The sequence below is a fragment of the Paenibacillus sp. PAMC 26794 genome (assembly GCF_000316035.1).
Lineage (GTDB): Bacteria > Bacillota > Bacilli > Paenibacillales > Paenibacillaceae > Paenibacillus.
The window spans coordinates 553,962-579,097 of sequence record NZ_ANHX01000011.1 but is presented as its reverse complement, the minus strand read 5'-3'; the positions used below and the strand labels follow the sequence as shown (position 1 = coordinate 579,097).

General features: G+C 46.8%; 15 protein-coding genes and 1 pseudogene. 12 read left to right on the top strand and 4 right to left on the bottom strand.

The window, feature by feature from the left end; genetic code table 11:
- The first annotated feature begins 233 nt into the window (after positions 1-233).
- From D829_RS0107835 to D829_RS0107815, 5 genes are all read left to right on the top strand, one after another.
- Entirely contained in the window at positions 234-2,048 is a 1,815-nt protein-coding gene (locus tag D829_RS0107835; protein ID WP_017688315.1) for a family 43 glycosylhydrolase, read from the top strand.
- Between the two features lie 231 nt (positions 2,049-2,279).
- Complete coding sequence (locus D829_RS0107830; RefSeq protein WP_017688314.1) at positions 2,280-2,594, top strand: metalloregulator ArsR/SmtB family transcription factor; 315 nt, start codon at positions 2,280-2,282, stop codon at positions 2,592-2,594.
- A complete protein-coding gene (locus D829_RS0107825) occupies positions 2,591-5,059 on the top strand; it encodes an FAD-dependent oxidoreductase (RefSeq protein ID WP_017688313.1) in 2,469 nt (822 codons plus the stop codon). Before D829_RS0107830 ends, D829_RS0107825 begins: the two co-directional genes overlap by 4 nt.
- Before the next feature lie 255 nt (positions 5,060-5,314).
- On the top strand, positions 5,315-6,133 hold the full coding sequence (locus D829_RS0107820) for a helix-turn-helix domain-containing protein (RefSeq protein WP_026081064.1): 819 nt from the start codon (positions 5,315-5,317) through the stop codon (positions 6,131-6,133).
- Positions 6,134-6,157: 24 nt separating this feature from the next.
- Entirely contained in the window at positions 6,158-7,330 is a 1,173-nt protein-coding gene (locus D829_RS0107815) for an MFS transporter (RefSeq protein WP_017688311.1), read from the top strand.
- A 364-nt stretch (positions 7,331-7,694) separates the two neighbouring features.
- On the opposite strand, the gene D829_RS0107810 is transcribed toward D829_RS0107815, so the two are convergent.
- Positions 7,695-8,177 carry a hypothetical protein gene (locus D829_RS0107810; protein WP_017688310.1) on the bottom strand — a complete coding sequence of 161 codons (483 nt, stop codon included), beginning with the start codon at positions 8,175-8,177 and terminating at the stop codon, positions 7,695-7,697.
- Positions 8,178-8,408: 231 nt separating this feature from the next.
- Between D829_RS0107810 and D829_RS34240 the strand changes: the two are divergent.
- Positions 8,409-8,546: pseudogene (locus tag D829_RS34240) on the top strand (ROK family protein); the annotation flags it as partial.
- A gap of 30 nt (positions 8,547-8,576) precedes the next feature.
- Here the strand turns inward: D829_RS34240 and D829_RS0107800 are convergent.
- Positions 8,577-9,488, bottom strand: a complete 912-nt coding sequence (locus D829_RS0107800; protein ID WP_017688308.1) for an AraC family transcriptional regulator — start codon at positions 9,486-9,488, stop codon at positions 8,577-8,579.
- A 174-nt stretch (positions 9,489-9,662) separates the two neighbouring features.
- Here D829_RS0107800 and D829_RS0107795 point away from each other — a divergent pair, with 174 nt between their 5' ends.
- From D829_RS0107795 to D829_RS0107780, 4 genes are all read left to right on the top strand, one after another.
- Positions 9,663-10,538: a fumarylacetoacetate hydrolase family protein gene (locus tag D829_RS0107795; RefSeq protein ID WP_017688307.1), complete on the top strand. Its 876-nt coding sequence runs from the start codon at positions 9,663-9,665 to the stop codon at positions 10,536-10,538.
- A gap of 21 nt (positions 10,539-10,559) precedes the next feature.
- Positions 10,560-12,026: an alpha-ketoglutaric semialdehyde dehydrogenase GucD gene (gucD, locus tag D829_RS0107790; RefSeq protein WP_017688306.1), complete on the top strand. Its 1,467-nt coding sequence runs from the start codon at positions 10,560-10,562 to the stop codon at positions 12,024-12,026.
- Between the two features lie 16 nt (positions 12,027-12,042).
- Positions 12,043-14,019, top strand: coding sequence for a YjhG/YagF family D-xylonate dehydratase (locus tag D829_RS0107785; protein ID WP_017688305.1), 1,977 nt, complete (start codon positions 12,043-12,045; stop codon positions 14,017-14,019).
- A 62-nt stretch (positions 14,020-14,081) separates the two neighbouring features.
- Positions 14,082-15,698, top strand: a complete 1,617-nt coding sequence (locus tag D829_RS0107780; RefSeq protein ID WP_017688304.1) for a glycoside hydrolase family 43 protein — start codon at positions 14,082-14,084, stop codon at positions 15,696-15,698.
- A gap of 92 nt (positions 15,699-15,790) precedes the next feature.
- On the opposite strand, the gene D829_RS0107775 is transcribed toward D829_RS0107780, so the two are convergent.
- Positions 15,791-16,405, bottom strand: a complete 615-nt coding sequence (locus tag D829_RS0107775) for a TetR/AcrR family transcriptional regulator (RefSeq protein ID WP_017688303.1) — start codon at positions 16,403-16,405, stop codon at positions 15,791-15,793.
- Positions 16,406-16,579: 174 nt separating this feature from the next.
- Between D829_RS0107775 and D829_RS0107770 the strand changes: the two genes are divergently transcribed.
- Complete coding sequence (locus tag D829_RS0107770; RefSeq protein ID WP_017688302.1) at positions 16,580-17,317, top strand: SDR family NAD(P)-dependent oxidoreductase; 738 nt, start codon at positions 16,580-16,582, stop codon at positions 17,315-17,317.
- Positions 17,318-17,444: 127 nt separating this feature from the next.
- Here the strand turns inward: D829_RS0107770 and D829_RS0107765 are convergent, their stop codons facing one another.
- Positions 17,445-18,317, bottom strand: a complete 873-nt coding sequence (locus D829_RS0107765) for an AraC family transcriptional regulator (protein ID WP_017688301.1) — start codon at positions 18,315-18,317, stop codon at positions 17,445-17,447.
- Between the two features lie 208 nt (positions 18,318-18,525).
- Between D829_RS0107765 and D829_RS0107760 the strand changes: the two genes are divergently transcribed.
- Positions 18,526-24,909, top strand: a complete 6,384-nt coding sequence (locus D829_RS0107760; RefSeq protein ID WP_017688300.1) for a GDSL-type esterase/lipase family protein — start codon at positions 18,526-18,528, stop codon at positions 24,907-24,909.
- The last annotated feature ends 227 nt before the right edge of the window (positions 24,910-25,136 follow it).

Here is a 25,136-nt window from a genome sequence, read left to right as displayed (position 1 = left end):
GTAAAATAAACAAATACGGCGATAACTTTATTTCTTTGCATGAGGAGCAAGTCAAACATTCCAATCAGGGCAATATATTTCCGGCGAAAGATTCACATGATCTGCAACATACGAGATTACAAAAATATACTCATTCCGCTATTTTTGAAGTATGATACAACATAAGTAGAACGCTTTCATTTTTATATTACTGTTAGTATAAAATCAATTTCATTTCAGGAGGCTCTTTACCATTGACCAAAACAACTCCAAATTATGATGGGTATCTCTTTGTACATTTTATTGGCGAACAACCAGACGGAGAGCAGGTTTATTTCTCCTATAGCGAGAATGGTCTTCACTGGAAGGACCTTAATGGCGGATCACCTGTGCTGTTTTCCGACCTTGGAGAAAAGGGGGTACGGGACCCGTTTCTGGTTCGTTCAGTTAAGGAAAATAAATTTTATCTGATTGCTACGGATCTCCGCATCGCAAGCGGCAAAGGATGGACTCATGCCGTTAATGCCGGGAGCCGTGACGTAATTGTATGGGAATCTAGCAATCTCGTAAACTGGTCATCCCCATGGAACGTTACACTAGGTGTTGAAGGGGCTGGATGTGTCTGGGCACCCGAAGCTGTGTATGATGAAACAACAGATGAGTTTCTTGTATTCTGGGCTTCTGCGACGCAGGAACCTCAGGAGCAAGAACGAAAACAAAAAATATACAGCGCTCGTACAAAAGACTTTCGTACGTTCTCCGCATCGGAAAAATACATTGAGCGGGATAATCATATTATTGATACAACGATTCTACCTGCGGATGGCTCTTATTATCGATACTCCAAGGATGAAACAACCAAAAACATACGTGTAGAAAAAGGAGACTCTCTTGACAAAGGGGCGTTTGTTACGCTGCAAGCCCCGGTACTGGAGGCTGTGGCAGGTGTGGAGGGACCTCAAATCTTTAAATTCAATGACCGGGAGGAATGGTGCCTGATTGTTGATCGATTTGCTGAAGGTAAGGGTTATCTTCCTCTGTTGACTACAGATCTGGGAAGCGGAGAATTCCGAATCGTCCCTGATGGTGAATTCGATATGGGAACGACTCAAAAGCGGCATGGAAGTGTCCTGCCAATCACAGCTGAGGAGTGCAGCCGGCTTCTCGCGGCTTTTGGGGATGGTCATCAGGTGCTTCCCGGACAATATGCCGATCCTGATGTCGCACAGTTTGAGGATCGTTACTATATGTATCCGACAACAGATGGCTTCGAGGGGTGGTCGGGGACACAGTTCAAGGTGTTTTCTTCTTCAGACCTGAAGCATTGGCAAGACGAAGGTGTTATCCTTGATCTGGGAACAGAGGATGTGGCCTGGGCAACCGGTAATGCCTGGGCACCGGCAATTGCCAGCCGAAACGAAAAGTTCTATTTTTATTTCTGTGGCAAAATGCTGAACGGCGAGAGTGCCATCGGCGTTGCTGTAGCAGATACACCAATTGGTCCATTCCTGGCCGAGCCGCAGCCTTTAATCACAATGGAACAGTTGAAACGTTTGGGCATTACCATGGGTCAGGCTATTGATCCCTCCATCTATGTCGAAGATGATGGAAGACCTTATCTGCTATTTGGCAATGGACATGCTGCCATTGTGGAGCTTGGTGAAGACATGATAAGTGTCGTGGAGGACACAATGAGCAATCTGGTGGGCTTGCATGATTTTCGTGAGGCGGTAACCGTGTTGAAGCAGGGTGGACTATACCACTTTACGTGGTCCTGTGATGATACAGGCAGCGAAGACTATCATGTGAATTACGGTACGTCAGAGCAGTTATACGGTCCAATTACCTATCGATACCCAATCCTGAGCAAAAATGTCGAGAAGGGCATGCTGGGAACAGGTCATCACTGTATATTTAATGAAAATGAAACCGGTCAATACCGGATTGCCTATCACCGTTTTGTCACGCCACTGTCCAGATTTTCCTCTGGAAAGGGTTATCACCGCGAAATATGTATGGACCCGATTCTTTTTGGTAAGGACGGACTGATTCAGCCTGTCATACTCTAACAGAAGACGTTCAATTGAATCGCTATTTTATGAATACCTGATACAGCATGAATGCCTGTCAAATGTCGCTTTTAGCGGTTTTGGCAGGCATTTTTATCTTCCACCTGGAACAAGCAAAGCCGTAGGGTTGAGCGGGTATGGAACTTATTGAACGTATTCACTCCAGAATAAATTTGACAAGCAAATCAATAAAACGTATTATTACGATATAACGATTTAGGAGGAATACTTTTGAACACTCCCGCTTTTGACAGCAATAATATTAAACAGTTCGATGAACCTGCTAATCTGCTGAAAGCTTTGTCTCACCCCATTCGTTTATGCATTGTGCGGGGACTGATGATGAAAAAGAAATGTAATGTTTCTTATATGCAGGAATGTCTGGAACTTCCCCAATCAACAGTCTCCCAACATCTCCAGAAGCTTCGTAGTGCAGGTATTGTTGCTACGGAGCGCAATGGTCTTGAAGTGAACTATGTGCTTGCCGATCCACGGGTTGAACAGATTATCAAAACTTTATTTGAAAAGGATGATTGTGAATCATGAGCAAAAAAGTACTTATTGTTGGCGGTGTAGCTGGAGGTGCTTCTGCAGCTGCACGTCTTCGCCGTCTGGATGAACATGCCGAAATTATTATCTTTGAGAAAGGACCCTATATCTCATTTGCCAATTGTGGTTTACCTTATTATATAGGTGGCACAATCGATGATCGAGAGCGTCTGCTGGTGCAAACGCCAAAAGGGATGGCAGATCGTTTTCGTATCGATGTGCGTACAAGAAGTGAGGTCGTAGCTATTGATTCGCAGAAGCGAGTGGTTAAGATACAGTCCCAGGAGCGCGGTGCATATGAAGAAAGCTATGACGAGTTGATATTGTCACCAGGTGCAAAACCGATGGTTCCCGATCTGCCGGGTAAGGACAATCCGCTAATTTATACTGTACGAAGTATTCCAGATATTGATCGGATCAAAGACCAGGTAAGTTCATCTAACAGCAAGTCTTCGATCGTCATAGGCGGTGGATTTATAGGCGTGGAAATGGCTGAGAATTTAAAGGAAGCTGGTCTGGATGTAACGCTGATTGAGGGGAACGCACAAGTACTCACACCATATGATACAGAGTTAGCAGCCGCATTGGCACAGGAAATGGAGAATCATGGTGTGAACCTGCTGTTTTCCAAACGTGTTCAGGGATTCCATTCCCTGGAGCAGGGCATAGGTGTTGAACTTGCGGATGGTCACACGCTGACTGCTGACATGGTTATTCTTGCAATAGGCGTAACGCCAGACACCTATTTTTTGAAAGATAGCGGCGTTTCGCTCGGTGCACGTGGACATATTATCGTAAATGAAGCTTTAGAAAGCAGTGTGCCACATATCTATGCTGTTGGGGATGCCATCGAAGTAACGGAAACCATTCATGGTACGAAGGCAACGATACCACTTGCCGGACCTGCCAACAAACAAGGCCGTATTGTTGCCGACCGTATCGCAGGGCTGCCTTCTACCTATAAAGGAACACAAGGTACGTCCATTATCAAAGTATTTGGAATGACCGCAGCCACGACAGGCAGTAATGAAAAAACACTGCAACGTCTCGGCGTGGAATATCAAACCGTTATCGTACACCCTGCTTCTCATGCATCGTATTATCCGGGTTCAAGCGCAATTACTCTTAAACTGCTGTTTACTCCGGAAGGTAAAATTTTGGGCGCACAAGCGGTCGGTTATGAGGGAGTGGATAAACGAATTGATGATATTGCTGTAGCCATTCATTTTGGAGGACATGTACGGGATTTGACAGAGCTTGAACTGAGTTACGCGCCACCTTATTCTTCTGCCAAAGATCCCGTGAATATGGCTGGATATGCAGCAGAGAATATGATCACTGGACGTGTTCAGACGTTCACCTATAATCAACTGGCTGATCGTCAGCCGGGGCAGTCGATACTTCTGGATGTTCGCAGTGAAATTGAGCATCAAAATGGTCATATTCCAGATTCACTCTCTATTCCAGTTGATGAGCTTCGTCAACGTTTAGATGAATTAGACCCATCCAAAGAAATCTGGCTATACTGTCAAGTCGGCTTACGTGGTTACACTGCTTCGCAAATTTTGCGTCAGCATGGTTTTAGCGTAAAAAACTTGAGTGGTGGTTATAAAACATACCGTCAAGCCCAGTTTAATCCTGCTCCATTTACTACTGCAAAACAAGATCATCATGATTCTGCGGTGGACGTTAAGGAAAAAAAGTCTATTCCCTCTGAGTCGATACAACCGCAACGTATTGATCATGAGTTGAACGTTTGCGGATTAAGTTGTCCTGGTCCCCTAATTCAGGTTAAGCAGAAAATGGATCAACTCTCATACGGAGAAACCCTTCGCGTGAAAGCTTCCGATCCAGGATTCTATGAAGATGTTAAAGCATGGGCGACAATGTCGGGTTCCACAATCTTGCAGTTGGAAAGACTGAAAGGCGGTACGATTGAGTCTGTCATTACTAAAAATACAGCACAACCCGTATCCGATGCCCCAATCAGCGATCCTGCCAGCACGATGGTTGTTTTCAGTGGTGATCTGGACAAAGCGATCGCTTCACTCATTATTGCAAATGGGGCAGCAGCCAGTGGACGGAAAGTAACCCTATTTTTCACGTTTTGGGGATTGAGTATTATTCGTAAGCCGCAACCGCAGAAGTTATCCAAAACTATGATCGGCCGTATGTTTGATATGATGTTACCTCGCGGGAGCCAGAAGCTTGGCATGTCCAAAATGAATATGCTCGGAGCAGGCCCGAAGATGATCCGTGGTTTGATGAAGAAACATCATGTGCCTTCGTTGGAAGAATTGATAGAGAGCGCAATTGCACAAGGAGTAGAGATCGTTGCCTGCCAAATGTCCATGGATTTGATGGGAATTCAGCGCGAAGAATTAATAGACCAAGTCAAAATTGGTGGTGTCGGTTATTATCTTGGACAAGCATCACAAGCAAATCATAATCTGTTTATTTAAAAAATTATAAATACTGAGCAGGATAATTGAATGAGTACCGAAAGGATGCCACGATGCGTGGCATTTTTTTGTTCAAAAAAAATGAACGTTTCATTCAGAAACGGTTCTTTGACTTTAACCATAATAGCAACATAGAGTGATGACAAGGAAGGTATCTGATTTTAGCTAGGCAAATGAGAAGCATATATACCCTTGACTTTCCCCTGTACGGGAAACTATATACTCGCATTATGTTGAAAGATTGGAGATGATATGTTGTTCAAAATCAGTGCGTTTTCCAAGCTAAGTAGGGTCTCATTAAAAACACTGCGTTATTATGACCAGATTGGCATACTTAAGCCGAGAAAGGTAGATCACGATACGGGTTACCGTTACTATTCCGCAGATCAGCTTCTCGAGCTCAACCGAATCTTCATTTATAAAGAATTGGGGTTCACGTTGCCACAAATTACACAGCTGTTACAGGAACATATTACATTGGAGAATATTCAAGGCATGTTTAAGCTAAAAAGAAGCGAAATTCAGCAGATTATCGATACGGAACAAGCCAAACTCGTCCGAATTGAGGAACGCATGCAGCTTATAGAGGAAGAGGGGCATGTCGAAACAGGGCAAGAAATCCGAATCAAAGAGGAAGGTGCTCGGCAGTTTCTTTTTCAGACAGGGTGCGGGAGGGAAGAGGAGATCCCGAGTTTATTTCGTCAGTTTGATCAGTCAGTAACAAAAGAAATACGCCAACTGATCGACGGACCACAGGTTGTTTTATGGAAAGAAATTGCAGGACAAGAGGAAGAGTTCGAGTTTGAGATAGGTTACTTCTTAACCTGTGAGCTGCGATCACCTCCCGACCCATTTCAAATGCGGACTCTTCCTGCTGAGCCCATGATGGCCACCGTAGCTTATCGTTCCAATGCCGCCTTTGCCTGTAAAGCCTGTGTTCATCTAGCTACATGGATTGAGAATAATAACTATCAGATCAAGGAGAACGGAGCTGGTAGGGAATTATATTTACCCTTATCTCAAGAACAAGATGTACAGTTTATAGAAATACAAATTCCAATACTAAATAGATAACTGAAGAAGACGGAGTGGATTAAAGTGAAAAATAAATGGATTATATATATCTTGGCATTGGCAGTTTTTCTGATCGGAACCCTTGAATACATTATTACAGGAGTCATTGAAATGATCGCCTCAGACTTGAGCGTATCTACTTCCGAAGTGGGTTTACTGGTGACTGTATTCGCTCTGGCAGCGGCCATTATCGCTCCGATTCTCATTGCAATTACAATAAATATGGATCGCAAGAAGTTACTGTTGTCCGCCCTCAGTGTGTTTATTGCCAGCAACGGACTTATGCTTGTTGACCTTTCTTACGAAACTTTACTATGGGTGCGAATTATTCAAGGGGCTAGCGGAGGAGTGGCTACCGTAGTAGCGATGGCCGTATCGACACGACTGGTTGAAAAAGAAAAAAGGGGCAATGCCATCGGCATCATTTTGATGGGGCTAAGCAGTTCGCTAGTACTCGGTGTCCCATTGGGCACATTTTTTAGTGAAATGTTTGGATGGAGAGTTCTATTTGTATTCATTGGATTGTTAAGTGTTGTTCCATTACTTATTATCTACAAAAAGGTTCCGGCAATCAAAGAGGAAGAAAAGATCACCCTCAGAATGCAGCTCTCCATTTTGAAAAATCCACTCATTCTGACTGCCTTGCTTATTACATTATTGTATATCGGCGGCTATTCGACACTGTTCACGTATATTACGCCTTTCTTGCAAGCTACATCCACTCTTACCATGACCGAGATAAGCGGTGTTCTGTTTCTCGCGGGAATTTGCAGCTTTGTCGGATCAAAAGTGGGCGGACAATTGGCAGATGCAAAGGGATCAAAGTTTACAATCTGTCTAGGCCTTCTGTTACAAGGCGTAACTCTTCTTTTGTTTGCTCTAGCTGGAGTTAATCTTATGATGTTAATCTTAGTTTTAATGATTTTTATGTTAGCAACGTGGAGCATATCTCCGGCCCAGCAACTATATCTGGTTACACTGGCACCTCGTAATCCCGACATTGCCCTTAGCGTAAATACGTCGTTTATCCAATTTGGTTTTGCTCTAGGATCTGGATTAGGTGGGATTGTGATCAGTCGTACATCTGTCCTGTACTTAAATTGGTTGGGGTTTGGAGCTGTAGGAATTGCTTTACTTCTTGCCATATTGTTATTTAAGAAATCGAGAAGCAGGACTGGAATGCCAGATCCATTGTAATTTCAGTGATGGTATTCTTGCTTTTCAGTACTTGGCTTTTTTGAGTTGCAATTATCGGTTATCAGTAAAATAAAAAAAGATCTCTTCAGCATTCACTGCTCAAGAGATCTTTTTGGTGTATAACAAAGTTATAACGAGAATCACATTACATAACCATGCTAGATTAGAGCAACAATCCATTTACAAATTACTGTTATGTTGTCTAGGGCGTGTCTGAAAACTCCGAAGGAAGCAGATTTTGCCGAATTTTCGTTCCAAGCAAGGAAGTTTTCCACAGGCGTGCCGGGGCACGTCAAGGGAAAGTGACGCAGCAGGGGGCGAAAAGGCGGTAAAAGATGCACTTCAGCGAGTTTTGAGAAACGCCCTACTGTCCACCTGTATTCGAAGCCCAGACAGGATACCAGCCCAAGGCCGGATTTTCATTGTTGTACAGCACCAGATTGCCGTCAGTTTGCATGATGAGCACATTGCCTCTAAGATTGGCTGGCACATTATCTGCTCCGTACCATGCCTTAGCCCATGCCAGGTTATCCGATGTCCAATAAGGTGTATTTTGCGGATCTGATATGACCAACTTCCCGCTGAAATAATTAATCTGGAGTTTATGTATTCTTGTGTCTTTGGTGTTGCTGTGCCATATCATTTTACGTGATTTGACGTCCCAGATCTGCGCATCGCCCCAGTTATCAAATTGAAACGAAAATCTATTATTGTCTGACACTAACCCTCTACCAGCGACATTATACATCGTGTCATAAATCAGGCGATCTCCACTGGCAGAAGTCACAGGAGAAAATGGAATCAAAAATATGAGCATGGCAAGACAAGATAAAAAGACTTTTTTCATATAACATCCTCTTTTCCTGAATATGTTCTAAGTTTCTCGTCAAATATATCATATATTTTTCTTTTGTGGATAAAAATTCAATCTTTTTTTTTGGACGACTCGATTCGAATGCATTAAACCAAATGGTAGACATTATTCAAGAGATGCTGTCTTATGAAGGAATCCAGCAAGCTTCTATTCAGTGCATGGGTATGGGCATTCCTGAATTATTAGATCCGGAGCAGGGACTCTATGGTGAATCTGTTCAATCCTGAAATGATTATTGTTGGTGGAGGAATGTCGGCAGCTGGTGATCGCTTGCTGAATACAGTGCGTGATACTGTTGAGAATCATGCGTTAACGCTTTCTAATTTCTCGACAGTGTGCGTTGTTCCTAGAGAGAGTATCCAATTGGATTCTTCAATCATCCGGATGGGCTTCTACAGCCTGCTGCGAATGGCTGCGATATTCGCTTGGTGCGATGCCTGTCCACCGCTTGAACTGGCGGCTGAAATGCGCATTGGTCTTATACCCCAGCATCATCGCAATATGGTCTATGTTCAAGTCGGTTTGCTTTAACAGCCGCTGCGCTTCGTTCAGAAGGGTTTCGGATAGAAACTTGCGCGGAGCGATGCCGTATACCTGCCGAAAAATACGATTAATCTGTGACGGGCTAATGCTCAGCGACTTGGCAATGTCCTGAATCCAGGTTCGATCGTTCTCCTGAATTTCCCCGTGAAGATGGATATATCTTACCGAATCCTCAATGTGCTCAGCAATCTGATGGGCAATGGTTTCTTTTCTCGACAACGTAACGGAGGCTTGCTGAGATAACTGACCGACCAGGGAACCGAGCAGTTCAAACACGGCGGCATGTACCTTCATTTGTTTGGAGGAAGTTAGCGAGCTAGACAAATGCTCTGTGGCCAGACCATACAAGGTAGACAGGGAAGGTGAAAGCCCCAGAGCCAAATTTGATTTTGCCGGATAATAGATGTCTTTGCAACGGTTAAGTTCTCTGCAAAAGGATGTATCGTGTATGCTGAAATGCACGGAAAAATAAGTGAACCCCTCCGGTCCGGCTCCGGTGCAAGAGTGGGTCATACCAGGCCGGATGAACAGAAGGTCGCCAACCGACTGCCGATAAGACTGCCCGTTGACAACCATGTTCATCTGCCCGTCCATCATCCAGTGGACTTCATACATTGAATGTTCATGAGACGGATAAGTCCAGCTGGAATCTACCTTTCTTGCATGCAGCCCCAATAATTGAAAAGACATGCGAACATCGGGCAGACGCCCTAAATACACAGCATCCGAAAGCTTGGTCACAACAAGCCAACCCCCTTGTACTATTCTGTATTCCAACGAATCTAACCTCATCTTAACAGAAAAAAAATGCGTGAAAAGGGTAAATCGTCGGAGTGATTAGAACATCGTCATGAACCATAGCGGGTGCTATGGTAGTATTATCAACCCGATGGGGAAAAATGGAGGCAAGCTTGAATGAGAATTATTCGATTTCTGGACGGACAACAGAAGTGGCTGGCAGCCGTTACGGATGATGAACAAGCGTATCGTTTGCCACAAGCAGATTTTATGACTTTGATCCATCAAGCAAGAAAGCAGGGGATTTCTCCAGTTCAACTTGTTGAAAGCGCTTTTAAGCCATTAAACAAGTTAACTGACGATTGGACTTCCCTGCATCTAATCACTCCATTGGAAGCTCCAGAAGTATGGGCGGCGGGTGTAACTTATCAGCGCAGCCGGGAAGCGCGAAATTATGAAGCAACGAAAGGCAAGCTGGATGCAAAGACCTTTTACGATAAAGTTTATGATGCCGAAAGACCGGAGATCTTTTTTAAATCTACAGCAGCCCGCACCGTCGGGCCCAATGAGGCTGTCACACTTCGCAGCGATTCCAATTGGCAGATCCCGGAGCCGGAGCTGGGGTTGGTGCTTGCCGGGGATGGCAGTATTGTGGGATACATCGTTGGTAATGACATGAGCTGCCGCGATATTGAAGGGGAGAACCCGCTGTATCTGCCGCAAGCAAAAATGTGGCGCAATTCCTGCTCGATAGGTCCGGCCATTCGTATAGCGGAAACGGTGCAGAATCCATATGCGTTCAGCATCATCTGCGAGATATATCGCGAAGGTGAAATAGTTGTCAAAAGCGAGGCAAGCACAAGTGAGTTAAACCGAAAACTTGATGAGCTGGTCTCCTTTCTGGCCAGAGATAACGATCTGTTTGACGGCACGGTGTTATTGACAGGCACTAGCATCGTTCCACCCAATGATTTTACACTTGCACCAGGGGACCGCATTGAAATATCCATTAGCGATATCGGGACACTTATTAATCCAGTCATTTCAAATTAATGTACAAGGAGGATGAATGTGATGACCACATTTCAGGTAGAGCAGACATACAGCAATTACATTAACGGAGAATGGGTGAAGGCGACGTCCGGTGAAACCGAACCGAGCATCAACCCGGCGAATCGGAAGGAGGTAGTTGGCTACGTACCCACCTCAGGCGTAGAGGATCTGAACCGGGCTGTTGCAGCCGCGAAGGAAGCAGCAAAAAGTTGGCGGAGGTTATCGGGTGCGGAACGCGGCAACTATCTATTTCAGGCAGCCAATGTGCTGGAACGCCGGGCCGATGAAGTTGCAGAGGCAATGACCAGGGAAATGGGCAAAACACTCCCTGAAGCCAAAGGAGAGACAATGCGCGGTGTCGCGATCTTAAGGTATTACGCTGGAGAAGGCATGCGAAAAACCGGTGATGTCATTCCATCAACGGACAGCGAAGCGCTGATGTTTACGACCCGCGTACCCCTTGGCGTTGTGGGGGTTATTGCTCCTTGGAATTTCCCTGTAGCCATTCCGATTTGGAAAACGGCTCCAGCCTTAATTTATGGCAATACGGTTGTGTTGAAGCCGGCTCAGGAAACTGCGGTCACCGCCGCTAAAGTCATGGAGTGTTTTGAAGAGGCAGGCATCCCGGCAGGTGTTCTTAATCTGGTATGCGGCAGAGGTTCAGTGATCGGATCTGCCCTTGCTGAACATCCGGATGTTGGCGGGATTACCTTCACAGGTTCCAATGAAGTGGGAAAACGGGTCGGCGGCGCAGCACTGGCACGTGGGGCCAAATATCAACTTGAAATGGGTGGGAAAAACCCGATTATTATCGCAGCTGACGCTGACCTGGATTTGGCTGTGGAAGCCACGATCAGCGGTGGGTTGAAATCGACCGGGCAAAAATGTACGGCCACCAGCAAAGTCATTATTGACCGAAAAGTATACGATGCCTTCAAAGAAAAACTGCTCTCGCAAATCCAGGAAATTCGGCTGGGTGACGGCATGTCTTCTGGAAGCTGGATGGGTCCATGTGCAAGCGAAGGACAGCTCAATACCGTGCTGAGTTACATTCAAAAAGGCCAGGATGAAGGCGCCGTTCTGCTCGCTGGCGGAAAAAGAGGGGACGGTCCGGGACTGGAAGAGGGATTCTATGTGCAGCCGACCGTATTTGAAAGGGTCGAATCCCATATGTCCATCGCTCGAGAAGAAATCTTTGGCCCGGTTCTGGCCTTGATTGCGGTAGATTCCCTGGAGGAAGCGATCGAAGCGGCTAATGATAGCGATTATGGCTTGAGTGCTTCCATCTATACACAGAACGTCGGAGCCATTTTGTCTTTCATCCGGGACATGGATGCAGGACTCGTCAGAATTAATGCAGAAACGGCCGGCGTAGAGCTGCAGGCTCCGTTTGGCGGAATGAAGATGTCAAGTTCACATTCCAGAGAACAGGGGCAAGCGGCTATCGAGTTTTTCACGGCCATCAAAACGGTCTTTGTGAAGTCATAAACTGTGGGAGGCTATCATGTACGGACAGATTACGTCGATTATGGGAGAGACCGCGTCCAACTGCTTCGATATCATAGCACATGCTCCAGGGGCTGCCGGACGTCTGCCTTTAACGGATGATTTGCTGCGAAATGCTCCAAGCGGCGACTTGTTTGGCATGTCCCAGAATGTTGGAATGGGCTGGAAGCCCGGGGAATTGAACGGAAAACAATTCCTGATCTTAAGTACACAAGGTGGCATTCGCAATGAGGACGGCAGCCCGGCAGCACTCGGTTACCATACCGGCCACTGGGAGGTCGGCCTGCTGATGAAGGCTGCCGCAGAAGAAATTTCAAGCCGGGGAGGAATCCCGTTTGCTGGATATGTCAGCGATCCGTGTGACGGCAGATCACAGGGAACGACCGGCATGTTTGACTCGCTTCCGTACCGGAACGATGCCGCTATGGTATTTCGCAGACTGATTCGCTCGCTGCCAACACGTAAAGGCGTGCTTGGTGTTGCCACTTGTGACAAAGGTCTTCCAGCGATGATGCTCGCGCTTGCTGGCATGCCGCAATTGCCTGGTGTAATCGTTCCCGGCGGCGTCACACTTCCTCCTACCGATGGAGAGGATGCCGGTAAAATTCAGACCATCGGTGCACGGTACGTCAACGGGGAGCTTTCTCTGGAAATGGCGTCGGATTTAGGATGTCGAGCTTGTGCTACACCGGGAGGAGGCTGTCAGTTTCTAGGTACTGCGGCTACAGCCCAGGTTGTAGCAGAGGCACTGGGTATGACAGTGCCTCATGCCGCGCTTGCACCTTCCGGGCAGCCCATCTGGTTTGAAATGGCGCGCCAATCGTCACGTGCACTCATCCATATGGAGTCACAGGGGATGAGGATGGAAGACATTGTCACGGATGCATCCATTCGCAATGCGATGACCGTTCATGCCGCGTTTGGCGGATCGACCAATCTGCTTCTTCACATACCGGCGATTGCCCATGCCGCCGGTTTAACCGTACCTACAGTACAGGACTGGATACAGGTCAACAAAAATGTTCCGAGGCTGGTTAGTGCCCTGCCAAACGGACCGATCTTTTATCCGACCATACGTGTCTTTCAGGCCGGAGGTGTACCGGAGGTCATGCTCCACCTCAGACAGCTTGGTCTGTTGGATGAGTCTGTACCAACGGTTACAGGTACTTCATTGGGTCAGGTACTAGACTGGTGGGAATCGTCGGAACGCCGTCATCTCATGCGGAAGCAGTTGAAAGAACAGGACGGCATCGATCCGGACAGTGTCATCATGAGTGTAGAACACGCTCAGCGGCTTGGAATCTCATCGACCGTAACATTTCCAACCGGGAATATCGCTCCGGAAGGTTCTGTCATCAAATCCACCTCTATTGATCCCGATGTGCTGGATGAGCGTGGCGTATACCGTCATCGTGGCAGAGCAAAGGTGTTTACCACTGAACGTGAGGCGATCCATGCGATTAAGACCGGAGGTATTCTGGCTGGCGACGTTGTTGTGCTTCTTGGGCGAGGTCCATCGGGAACCGGAATGGAGGAGACGTACCAGCTTACATCTGCGCTTAAACATTTGCCTTTTGGCAAATACGTGTCACTGATTACGGATGCCCGGTTCTCCGGTGTTTCCACCGGAGCGTGTATTGGTCATGTTGGCCCCGAAGCGCTGGCAGGCGGACCGATTGGCAAGCTGCGGAACGGAGACCTGATTGACATCGCGGTTGATCGTAACACGCTGGAGGGCAGCATTAACTTTGTCGGAGAAGGAGATCTGGAGTTTTCGCCGGAAGAAGGTGCTCTCATCCTAGCACAAAGGCCCTTCCATCCGGATATGAGGCCTGATGAAGCTTTGCCGGATGATACAAAGCTCTGGGCTGCATTGCAATCGGTCAGCGGTGGGACATGGAGAGGGAATGTGTACGATGTAGAGCGGATCATAACCGCCCTGGAAGCCGGCAAAAAAGCGCTGGGCTGGTACTAATATCTACCTTTCGTGTATCTGCTGTTGTACAGATCATTACTTTCATACCGGAGGTTTCTTCCATGAATAAGATCAAGAATATGATCACCAATCCCATCCTTCCCGGTTTCCATCCCGATCCGTCCATATGCCGAGCGGGAGAGGATTATTATATCGCCACTTCCACCTTTGATTGGTTCCCTGGTGTACGGATTCACCATTCCCGGGATCTGGTTCATTGGCGGCCAATCGCTTCTCCGCTGACTCGTGTAACGCAGTTGAACATGGAGGGCAACATTAATTCCGGAGGGGTATGGGCACCCTGTCTTAGTTACGACAACGGCGTGTTTTACCTGATCTACACCGATGTCAAAAGCCGGGTAGGGGCTTTTAAAGATACCCACAATTACCTAGTAACCGCAACGGATATCGAGGGACCTTGGTCCGATCCAATGTATCTGAACAGCAGCGGTTTTGATCCTTCCCTCTTTCATGATGAAGACGGACGTAAATGGCTGGTCAATATGATATGGGATCACCGTAAGGGCAAAAATCGGTTTGCAGGCATCGTTCTTCAGGAATATTCCGTCCAGGAACACAAGCTGATCGGACCGGCCGTTAACATATTTAAGGGAACAGAATTAGGCCTGACAGAAGCGCCGCATCTGTATAAACATAAGGACTATTATTATCTCATTACGGCTGAAGGGGGAACCGGTTATGAGCATGCGGTGACGGTAGCACGTTCTCGCACGTTACATGGCCCTTATGAGGTCGATCCTGCCAATCCGATCCTTACTTCTTACGGCAGACCGGATTTAGCTCTGCAAAAGGCAGGCCACGGCAGTCTCCTCGAAACGCATACCGGGGAATGGTACATGGCTCATCTGGTCGGACGCCCCGTTCATCACAAATATTGCATTCTTGGACGTGAGACCGCACTTCAGCCGTGTACGTGGAGCGAGGACGGCTGGCTGAGACTTGCGAGCGGTGACCGATATCCGGAGGTTCAGGTACCTGCACCGATGATTCCGTCACATCCGTTTGAGCCGATTGCTGAAATGGATCATTTTGATCACTTTGAGCTTCGGCATGATTGGAATACACTTCGCATTCCACCCGATTTGACTTGGCTCAGCTTGACGGAACGTCCCAGTTACTTGCGCTTGCACGGCATGGAGTCGATGAGTTCAACCCACAGGCAAAGCATGATCGCACGGAGACTTCAGGCCTTGGAGTGTGAAGCCGAGACGTGTCTGGAATTTGCGCCGGACCATCCACAGCAAATGGCAGGATTGATTTTGTACTACGATACCCAGGACTATCTCTACTTACGTGTAACTTATCATGAGGAGAAAGGGCTCTGTCTGGGGATCATTCAGTCCAAATACGGGGTATACGACGAACTGCTGGAGGATATTCCGCTAGAGTCGGGGAATACGCTCCGCTTAAAGGCTGTGGTTGATCATGATCGCGTCCGCTTTTACTATGCGTTAAATAGTGATTCATCCTGGAATCATGCAGGCGAGTGGGTTGATATCACACATCTGTCCGATGAATCTCCGGAGTATATCCGGTTTACGGGAACCTATATCGGTCTTTGTGTGCAGGATCTAGGTGGAACCCGAAAACATGCCGATTTTGATTACTTTGTGTATAAGGAAACAAAATACGAAGCGGGTGCTTTGGATACCATGTGACGGTCTTCTTGGAAGGAGGAGGGGACACTCAAAAAAGTCGCTTATATAGCGACTTTTTTATGTATGTACCTAATTAATCAACTTACTCGTGATCATGCATCAAACGTGTTACCGACATAATGAAAAGATTGAATGTGCGTTTTGGTGAGTTCAATCACGTTTTTGATAAATGCCTCGCGTGATTCACGATATCCGCTTAATATCCAATTGTTCAATAGTCCAAAAAAACCGTAGGCGGTATAGTACTTGAAATAGTCCATGTTAACTGGGGAGTTGTTGATCGTCTCAAAGACAAATTGCTCCTGATAGATTTTGAGTATGGTTTGTGGAAAGCCTGTATGTAAACCGGGTAACGTATCATCGTATTGAATCAGTTCGAAGAAGTCACGGTGCTCGTAGATATAATCCACGATTTGAAAAGATTCGGCATCCAGCTTGTTTGTTGAAACCTTTTGACCGTGCCAATAGGGTTTACCTACTGCGCCCCTCAATCCTTCGAGTGTCATACTCAACAACTCTTCGGCGAGAATATATTTATCCTGATAGTGTAAATAAAACGTGCTGCGATTATAACCCGCCTGATCAACGATGTCTTTGACAGAAACACCATGGAATCCTTTTTTCTTAATGAGCTGAATCAGAGCAGTTTTTAGGTGCTCCTTGGTTCGATTACGATGTTGAGATGTCACAATAAGTTCATTATTCATTCAAAAAACTCCTATAAATATAGACATAGTTTTATAAAGTGTCTACGAGGTAGACACTTGGTCACATCTTAATGATTGGATTGTTACAATTTTAAGCATAGAATTAGTTTTGTAAACATCATATAACACTATTTATATAGGCGCTATTCAAAATATTATACTGGGGATTTATTCATGGGCAAACTTCAAGATAAAGTTGCAGTCATCACAGGAGGAGCATCCGGGATTGGTGCAGCGACAGCTCTCTTATTCGTTTCCCAAGGCGCTAAAGTGGTCTTGGTGGATCTGAATGAAGAAAAAGGCAAGGCGTTTGAGCAGGAACTGAAAGCGCTTAAAGCAGAGGCTCTCTTTATTAAAGCAAACATAACAAGTGAAGAAGAGGTTTCTGAGATTTTCAAACAAACCGTAGAAGCATTTGGTCAAGTGGATATCGTATTCAACAATGCGGGAATCGGACGTGTTCATCCGACGCATGAGCTTGATTATGCCGAATGGCGCAATACAGTCAATGTTGATCTGGACGGCGTATTCTTGGTCGCTCGTGAATCGATCCGCGAAATGCTCAAAATTGGTGGAGGCACAATCGTCAACACGGCGTCCATGTACGGATGGGTTGGTTCGCCTGGTTCAGCAGCCTACAATGCAGCTAAAGGCGGCGTTGTGAATCTGACTCGTTCGCTAGCGCTGGAGTATGCTGAGCAGAATATTCGGGTGAACTCCCTTTGCCCTGGCTTCATCGATACACCAATTATCCCGGAAGAGAGCAAACAAGCACTTTCTGCGGCAACACCAATGAAACGTCTGGGTCAAGCAGAAGAGATGGCCAAAGCCGTTCTGTTCCTAGCTAGCGACGATTCTTCATATATGACAGGAAATAGCCTGATCATAGATGGAGGATACACCGCACAATAAGTGCAGCAAATGTCGAAGCACACAAAGAACATAGTTCCATTAAAAGTCGCTATTCTAGCGGCTTTTTTTATTGTATTGGTATAAGAGCAGTTCCCAATCCAAAGACGACTAGCAAACGGCGGTTTGGTTATTCATAATAGATGGCCTCATAAGGAAACTCTAACTTATTCAAGCGATATTCTTTGGGTGACATGGACATATATTGCCGAAAAACTTTGCCGAAATAGCTGGGACTCTCAAACCCGCATTGTTGACCAATTTGGGAAATCGGAAGTTCCGTTGTGCGCAGTAGTCGGATTGCAACCTCAATGCGTCTGTCTTTGAGATAGGCTAACGGTGATGTTTTCTCGGATTTCTGAAATAACCTGCACAAGTAGTGTTTATTGATATCGCAATGGCTGGCTAGAAGATCCAACGTCAATGGAGATGCATAATTCTCTCGGATAAACTTTTTACATTTTTCAATCGTTGTTATGGAAAGCGCACCGATATCCCTCTCCGCATCCCGACTCGTCTGCACTAAGATAAGCAACCACCGATAGACTTGCATGGACAATCGATACTTGTCCGTAACCTTCTCTTGATGAATCAAATGGATAATTTGCCATAACTCTTGAATCAAGGGAGAGTCCGCATTTCGTCGAATGACATGTCCCTCATTATCATGCATCATATCCCAAATTCGGTTAGCTTCATCCCCGCGAATGTTGATCCATATAAATTCCCATGGTTCGTTGTTCTCTTGTTTATAGTAATAGCAATGTTCTCCAGAGATTTTGACAAGTAGGGCATGCCCCTTTGGTAAAGGAATCGTTTGATTTTCAATATCCAGATAACCCTGACCATTCAGTGTGTATTGAAAAACGACGTGTCCCGGGTCCGGTCTATCATCACTTGGACAACGATATTCCTCGCTAGAAACGATCTGCCATCCAATAGAGTCCAGTGTCATGATTGATGTATCGTCATTACGAAAAGCATAAGAGACCGTATGAACCATCGTTTCATCTCCTTCCTAAAAAAGTCAATTATCTTATATAATACGTCACATTTTTTAGATTGTCTGTCTTTTTTTAGACCTGTAAGATAAATGTAAGCGGTAACATAAAGAGGAGGTGGCTGTAAATTGTGTTCATATGACAACAAGCTGGGCAGGATCGAACTGATGATTCTAAAAATGAATTTTTAGATAAGGAGGAGTTAATCGAATGATCCGAAGAACTGTTTCCATCCAGAAATCGATGTTTGTCTCTTTTTTAGCACTCCTTATGGTTATTTCACTGGCTGTCCCTCCGGCGCCGATACGTGCAGAGTCATCAAGCAGCCTGCCGGGTCGCCAAGCAGAGTATCTTAACCGGGGGTTGGTTGCGGTTCTTGTAGACAACGGCGTTTTTTTAAGCTGGAGGTATTTAAACAACGATCCAGATGATATCGCTTTCAACATATATAAAAACGGAACCAAAGTGAACACATCGCCCATAAGCGATGTGACTAACTATATGGACACCACTGGTTTCGACAGCTCGCAATATCAGCTCTCCACCGTTATTGCAGGCAAAGAGCAAATGCAGCCGGAAGTTGTATCGGTCTGGCATAACGATTATCTGCCTATTCCGCTGGATAAACCAGCCGACGGACGGACCAAGGACGGTGGAACCTACTCCTATTATGCAGGTGACGCTTCCGTAGCTGACTTGGACGGGGATGGCGAATATGAGATCGTCTTCCTGTGGAGTCCGAGCAACTCCAAGGACAATTCTCAGGCCGGTTATACTGGCAACGTCTATATCGATGCCATCAAACTGGACGGCACAAAGCTGTGGAGGATTGACCTGGGGGTCAATATCCGCGCCGGAGCGCATTATACACAGTTAATGGTGTATGACCTGGATGGCAACGGAAAGGCCGAGGTTGTTGTCAAGACGGCGGACGGCACGAAGGACGGCCAAGGCACAGTCATTGGTGACGGGACGAAGGATTATCGCAACGACGGCGGATACATACTATCGGGGCCGGAATATCTCACGCTGTTTGACGGTGAGACTGGTGCAGCCGTATCCACGGTGAATTATGATCCGCCAAGAGGCAATGTCAGCGATTGGGGTGACGGCTATGGCAACCGTGTAGATCGGTTCCTTGGCGCGATTGCTTATCTGGACGGTACGAAGCCAAGTGTCATAATGAGCCGGGGTTATTATACCCGCACTGTGCTTGTTGCTTATGATTATGTTGGTGGGGAACTCGTCAAGCGCTGGACGTTCGACACAAACGAAGCAGGATCACAATATCAATCACAGGGCAACCATAATCTAAGTGTGCTGGATGTCGACAAGGACGGCAAGGACGAAATTATGTTTGGCGCCTTGGCCATTGATGATGACGGCAGCTTGCTGTACAGCACCGGACTCGGCCACGGTGACGCCATGCACGCCGGCCAGCTCGATCCGAACCGGGAGGGCTATCAGGTCGTAAGCGTGCATGAACATTCGGATGCGGCATACGGACTGGAGATGCGCGATGCGGCAACAGGTGAAATCCTCTGGGGTGAGAAAACAGGTTTTGACACCGGTCGCGGGATGTCGGCGGACATTGATCCGAACTATCCAGGTTACGAATCATGGGCCACGACCGTTACCAACGGGCAAAGTGTACCTGTAACCAATACCTATTCAGCAGCCGGAGAGGCTATCTACACTGTGGAGGAAGGGCCCAAAACCGCCAATTTCGCCATCTGGTGGGATGGAGATCTTCAGCGGGAGCTGTTGGATCATGAGTGGGATAATAGCACAGCCAAAGGAATTCCGCTCATCTATAAGTGGGATTACCAAAACAAAAAGCTGAATGAAATCTTCCGGGCAACCGGTACGTTAACGAACAACCATACCAAAGGCAATCCGGCACTTCAGGCGGACATTCTGGGCGACTGGCGTGAGGAGCTTCTGTTGCGGAGCGAAGATAGTTCGGAGTATCGTCTCTACACAACGACCATTCCTTCAGACTATCGCATCCCTACGCTGATGCAGGACCCTGTGTATCGACTTGGCGTAGCTTGGCAAAATGTAGCCTACAACCAACCGCCTCATACCGGCTTTTATCTTGGAGCGGAAGCTACGACATTCCCTAAAGCCGATCTGGCGCTGACTCGTGAAGCTGAAATGCTGGAGCCGGCCTACCGCTTTAATTTTGGTACAGAGACTGCGTCAGGAAGTACGAACATACAGGATACGCTCTACGCACAAGATCCGGGATACGGCTTCAAAGATACAAGCGGTGTTACCGTCGGAGAAAATGAGGTTTCGGTCGCGACAGGCACGACATTTGCCGTTGACCTGCCAAATGCCAACTATAAGGTGACGCTGCGATTGGGCAATGATGCAAATGACTCGAACGTTGGAGTCAAATCCGAATTCGTCCAGAAGCTCGCCGTAACCAATGTGACAGCAGGAGCACCACTGGAGTATTCCTATGATATTGCTGTGGTGGATGGACAGCTTGATCTTCTCTTCACGGGTACAGCCATAGACATCCAAGACGTCATCATCGAGAAATATCCAGAGAAAGCGGCTGGTGCGGCAACAACGATCTATATGGCTGGTGATTCAACCATGCAATCTTATAGTGAAGCGCAGGCTCCTCAAGAAGGATGGGGCCAGCAGTTCGGACGTTATTTCTCCAATGGGGCAGTGATCGTGAACGATGCGATCGGCGGTCGAAGCAGTAAATCCTTTATGGTAGACGGTCGTCTCGATACGATCCTGCAGCGAATTAAACCGGGGGACTTCTTCTTCATTTCCTTTGGTCATAACGACGCCAGTGCAGGGATACCGGACCGTTACGCATCACCGGAGGACTATAAGATTTACTTGGCTCGTTATGTAAACGGTGCCAAACAACGGGGTGCTACACCGGTATTGCTGACTCCGGTTGGACGCAGAGATTTTAATACAGTGACTCAGGAATTCAACGTCAGCTTCCCGACATACGTTCAGGCTGCCAAAGAAGTAGCTGAAGAGCAGGATGTGCCACTGATTGATCTCAGCAAGTTGAGTATTGCTTACTACGACAAAATTGGAAATACAGCTACGGAAAAAGTGTTCCTATATGCTAATCCGGGTGAATATCCAAAATACCCGAATGGGATCAACGATAATACGCATTTCAGCAGCTATGGTGCACAGAAAATTGCCGGACTCGTTGCTGGTGCGGTCAAAGACATGGAGCTAAGTATCTCGTCGCTGGTCATCGACCCGGATATTTCCGAACCCGAGCCAGAGCCGGAAACCCAACTCTATGAGGAGGATTTTGAAGGTGACGCTGCCGACTACCAGTATGCGATGGTCAATGCCACGGGTATTGCAGGAACCATGACGGGAAGCGTTGTTGAACAGTCTGGAAATAAAGTACTGTCCGTCGCGGGTTCCGGATCGGGCAATCGGGCCAAGGTATTCCGTCTGTTTGATGCCGTGAACGGCGATCAGGTGAACGTGAACTTTGACTGGCAATCCGGTAATGTGAGTGCCTATCCATCAGAAGGTCATCTCACGGTCCAGGATTCGAACGAAAATGCCCTTTTCACGCTATTTACGAAAACCGGAAGCACTAAAATTCATTATTTTGTCGGTGCATATAATCCGGACTACGGCACAGGGGATACAGCCATACCTGAAGGGGGAACGGCTACAGATATTTCCAAGAACCAGTGGGTCAATATGGATGCTACCGTTAATTTTGCCGAGAAAACACTTGATCTTACATTAACGAACCTAGCGGATCCGACAGTTACACAAACGATTGCAGATATCTCGCTGAGTTCCGCCGCATATGCGGACAACGTCAGATCCATGCGGTTCCTGGGAACTAGAAAAGGCGGTGGAGGCACGTTGAACTGGACTACCCAGATCGACAACGTGCGGATTGAAGGCACTCAGCTCTCTTCGGAGAGTGGCGATCAGACTGTATTGATCGCTCTGTATGATGAGATCAAAGCAATTGATCTGTCGGAATATACAGATGCATCGAAGGCTGTGGTGAACCGGGCTTTGGCAGCTGCGGAAGCTATATTCAATACGGAAGCCACCCAGGCCCAAGTTGACCATGCGTTGAACATGTTAACTGTTGCGAAGGATTCATTAACAAGTGAACCTGGCGAAGAGTTAAGTGAGTACAAATTTGACTTTGGTTCTGGCGGCGCAGCCGACGGATACATCAAGGTAGATGCCAAAAGAGCGTACATTGAAGGCAATGGGTACGGATTTGCCGATACTGCGCTGACCAAAGATGAGAACCGGGAAACCGGAGATTTGCTCAAGGAAGATTTCACACGAGTAAACGGTACCTCTTTTTTGGCGGAAATGGAGCCGGCGAATTACCGGGTAACGATGACCATCGGGGATGCGGAGGAATCGACCAGCGCAAATGTCGTTGTAGAGCAGATGACAAAACTGCCTCTTACAAGCATTGCCAAGGGCGAATTCAAAGAAATCACATATGACATTGCCTTGATTGATGGGGTCTTTAACTTCAATTTCACCGGAAATGCACCGAAGATCAATGCGCTGAAGCTGGAGCGTCTGCCAGATCACAGTGCAAGCGATAAACCTGTTATTTATTTGGCCAGCGATTCCACTGTGGCCAATTACGCGGAAAACTATCGTCCGCAAGCAGGCTGGGGCGAAACGTTGGGTGGATATTTTGATCCAAATGAAGTCAGTATTGATAACCGGGCAGTTGGAGGTTTGAGCAGCAAGACCTTCCTGGTCGGCGGATATCTCAACGATATTTTACTCGACATTCAAGAAGGCGATTATCTGTTCATGCAGTGGTCTCATAATGATTCCACACCTTCACGTCCAGAGCGTTATCTTACACCAGAGCAATTTAAGGTATATCTAAAAGAATACATTAACGGTGCTCTTCAGAGAGGGGCAATTCCGGTTCTGGTCACGCCAGTGAACCGCCGTGACTTTACCGGAGAAGTGCTGAACAAGAGTTTCCCGGAATACGTACAGGCGATGAAAGAAACGGCGCAGGAGACGGAAACACTCATCATTGATCTGAACCAAGCCAGTTGGGAGCATTTCCAGGAGCTTGGCACAGAAGGAACCAAATCGATATTCATGTGGGTAGGTACAACCGAAGACAATACACATTTGCAAATGAACGGTGCAATCAAGGTGTCTGAACTCGTGGCACGTCTTGTGAAGGAATTGAATATTCCGCTATCTGATTTTGTTACGTTGGAAGGAGAAACTCCGGAGCAGGAAGCCCCGCATACTACGGCAACTGTGGAAGGAGAATTGCAGAACGGCTGGTATACTTCTCCTGCACAAGTAACCTTCACAGCAAGCGATGAAGATTCCGAAATCGAAGGGACCTATTATCAAATCAATGGTGGCGAAACGGTGAGTGGCACACAGTTGACCCTAACTGAAGAAGGTACACATACCATCACCTACTGGAGTGTCGATGTTGACGGTAACAAAGAGAGTGAACAGTCTTTGTCCATATCGATTGATCTCGTACCTCCAACCATTGAAATTCATGGTCAAACCGAGTACACCATTGATCAGCATGTGGAAATTAGCTATACAGCCTCCGATTCGGTATCCGGTGTGGAAGAGCCGGAGGGTGTGCTTCTCGACACTCCTGCGTATACACTGGAACCCGGCCTGAACCAGGTTACGGCAACGGTCTCCGATTTGGCTGGCTGGGAACAGACAGTAGAATATAGTTTTGGCGTTATTGCTACATTCGATAGCCTAATTAATCTGACCAACACCTTTGCTGATGAATCGATCGATCCTAATGCTGGTGTTCTTGCTGAACAGCTCACAAACACGTTACAGCAGGCCAAACAGGCAGCAAACAATCGTGAAGGAGCAAAAGCGCGTCAATTGCTTGCATCCTACGGTAATGACGTTCAAGCAGCTAGAGGAACCGTATTTACGGATGAGCAGGTAAGTGTGCTGATTAAGTGGGAGGAATGGCTCCATCAGACAACGCCACTAGCAAACGCTGCCCCTGGCACTCCGGTGTTATCTGATAATAATGGTTACGACACGGGGCTCAAAGACGGAGACTATACAATCACTATGAATCTGTGGTGGGGGAATAACGGCAATCAGTTCAAGCTGTATGAGAATGGTGAACTGATTAAGGAAATTTCTCTGGTCGATCAATCCCCGTCCGCCCAATCTGTTCAAGTTGATATTACTGGAAAGAAAAATGGCACCTATATCTATACTGGAGAATTAATCAATGCACTGGGTTCAACCATGAGTGTTCCGCTGACAGTCATCGTCACGGATGCTTCCCCGGGGCAAGCTGTTCTGTCGAACGACAACTGGGACGGTGACGGCAACTATAATGTCACCATGAATCTGTGGTGGGGAACAAACGCAACCGAATACGAACTTTACGAAAATGGTGTATTGATTGACACACAATCACTGCAATCTCATTCGCCTGGTGCACAGTCTGGTGTTACCTCAATCTCTGGAAGGGTAACTGGAATCTACGAGTATGAAGCTGTACTTCGTAATTCTTCAGGGGAAACCAGATCATACACATTAAATGTGGCGGTACGAGAGTAGACTGAAATGTTTGAGCATCCATTAACAAGAAGTGATTACAACTGAAGTAAGGTACGCATATAAAAGTGCTATTCCTCATCATTTTGAGGAGTAGCACTTTTTATATACGCACAATATGAAAGCGTTTGACTTATTTGAATATCAATCTATAATGATGAAAGGAAATTGGACTTGGACAGGATACAGACAGCGTGTCCGCTTGAATGAATTAGAAATGCCGACGAGCT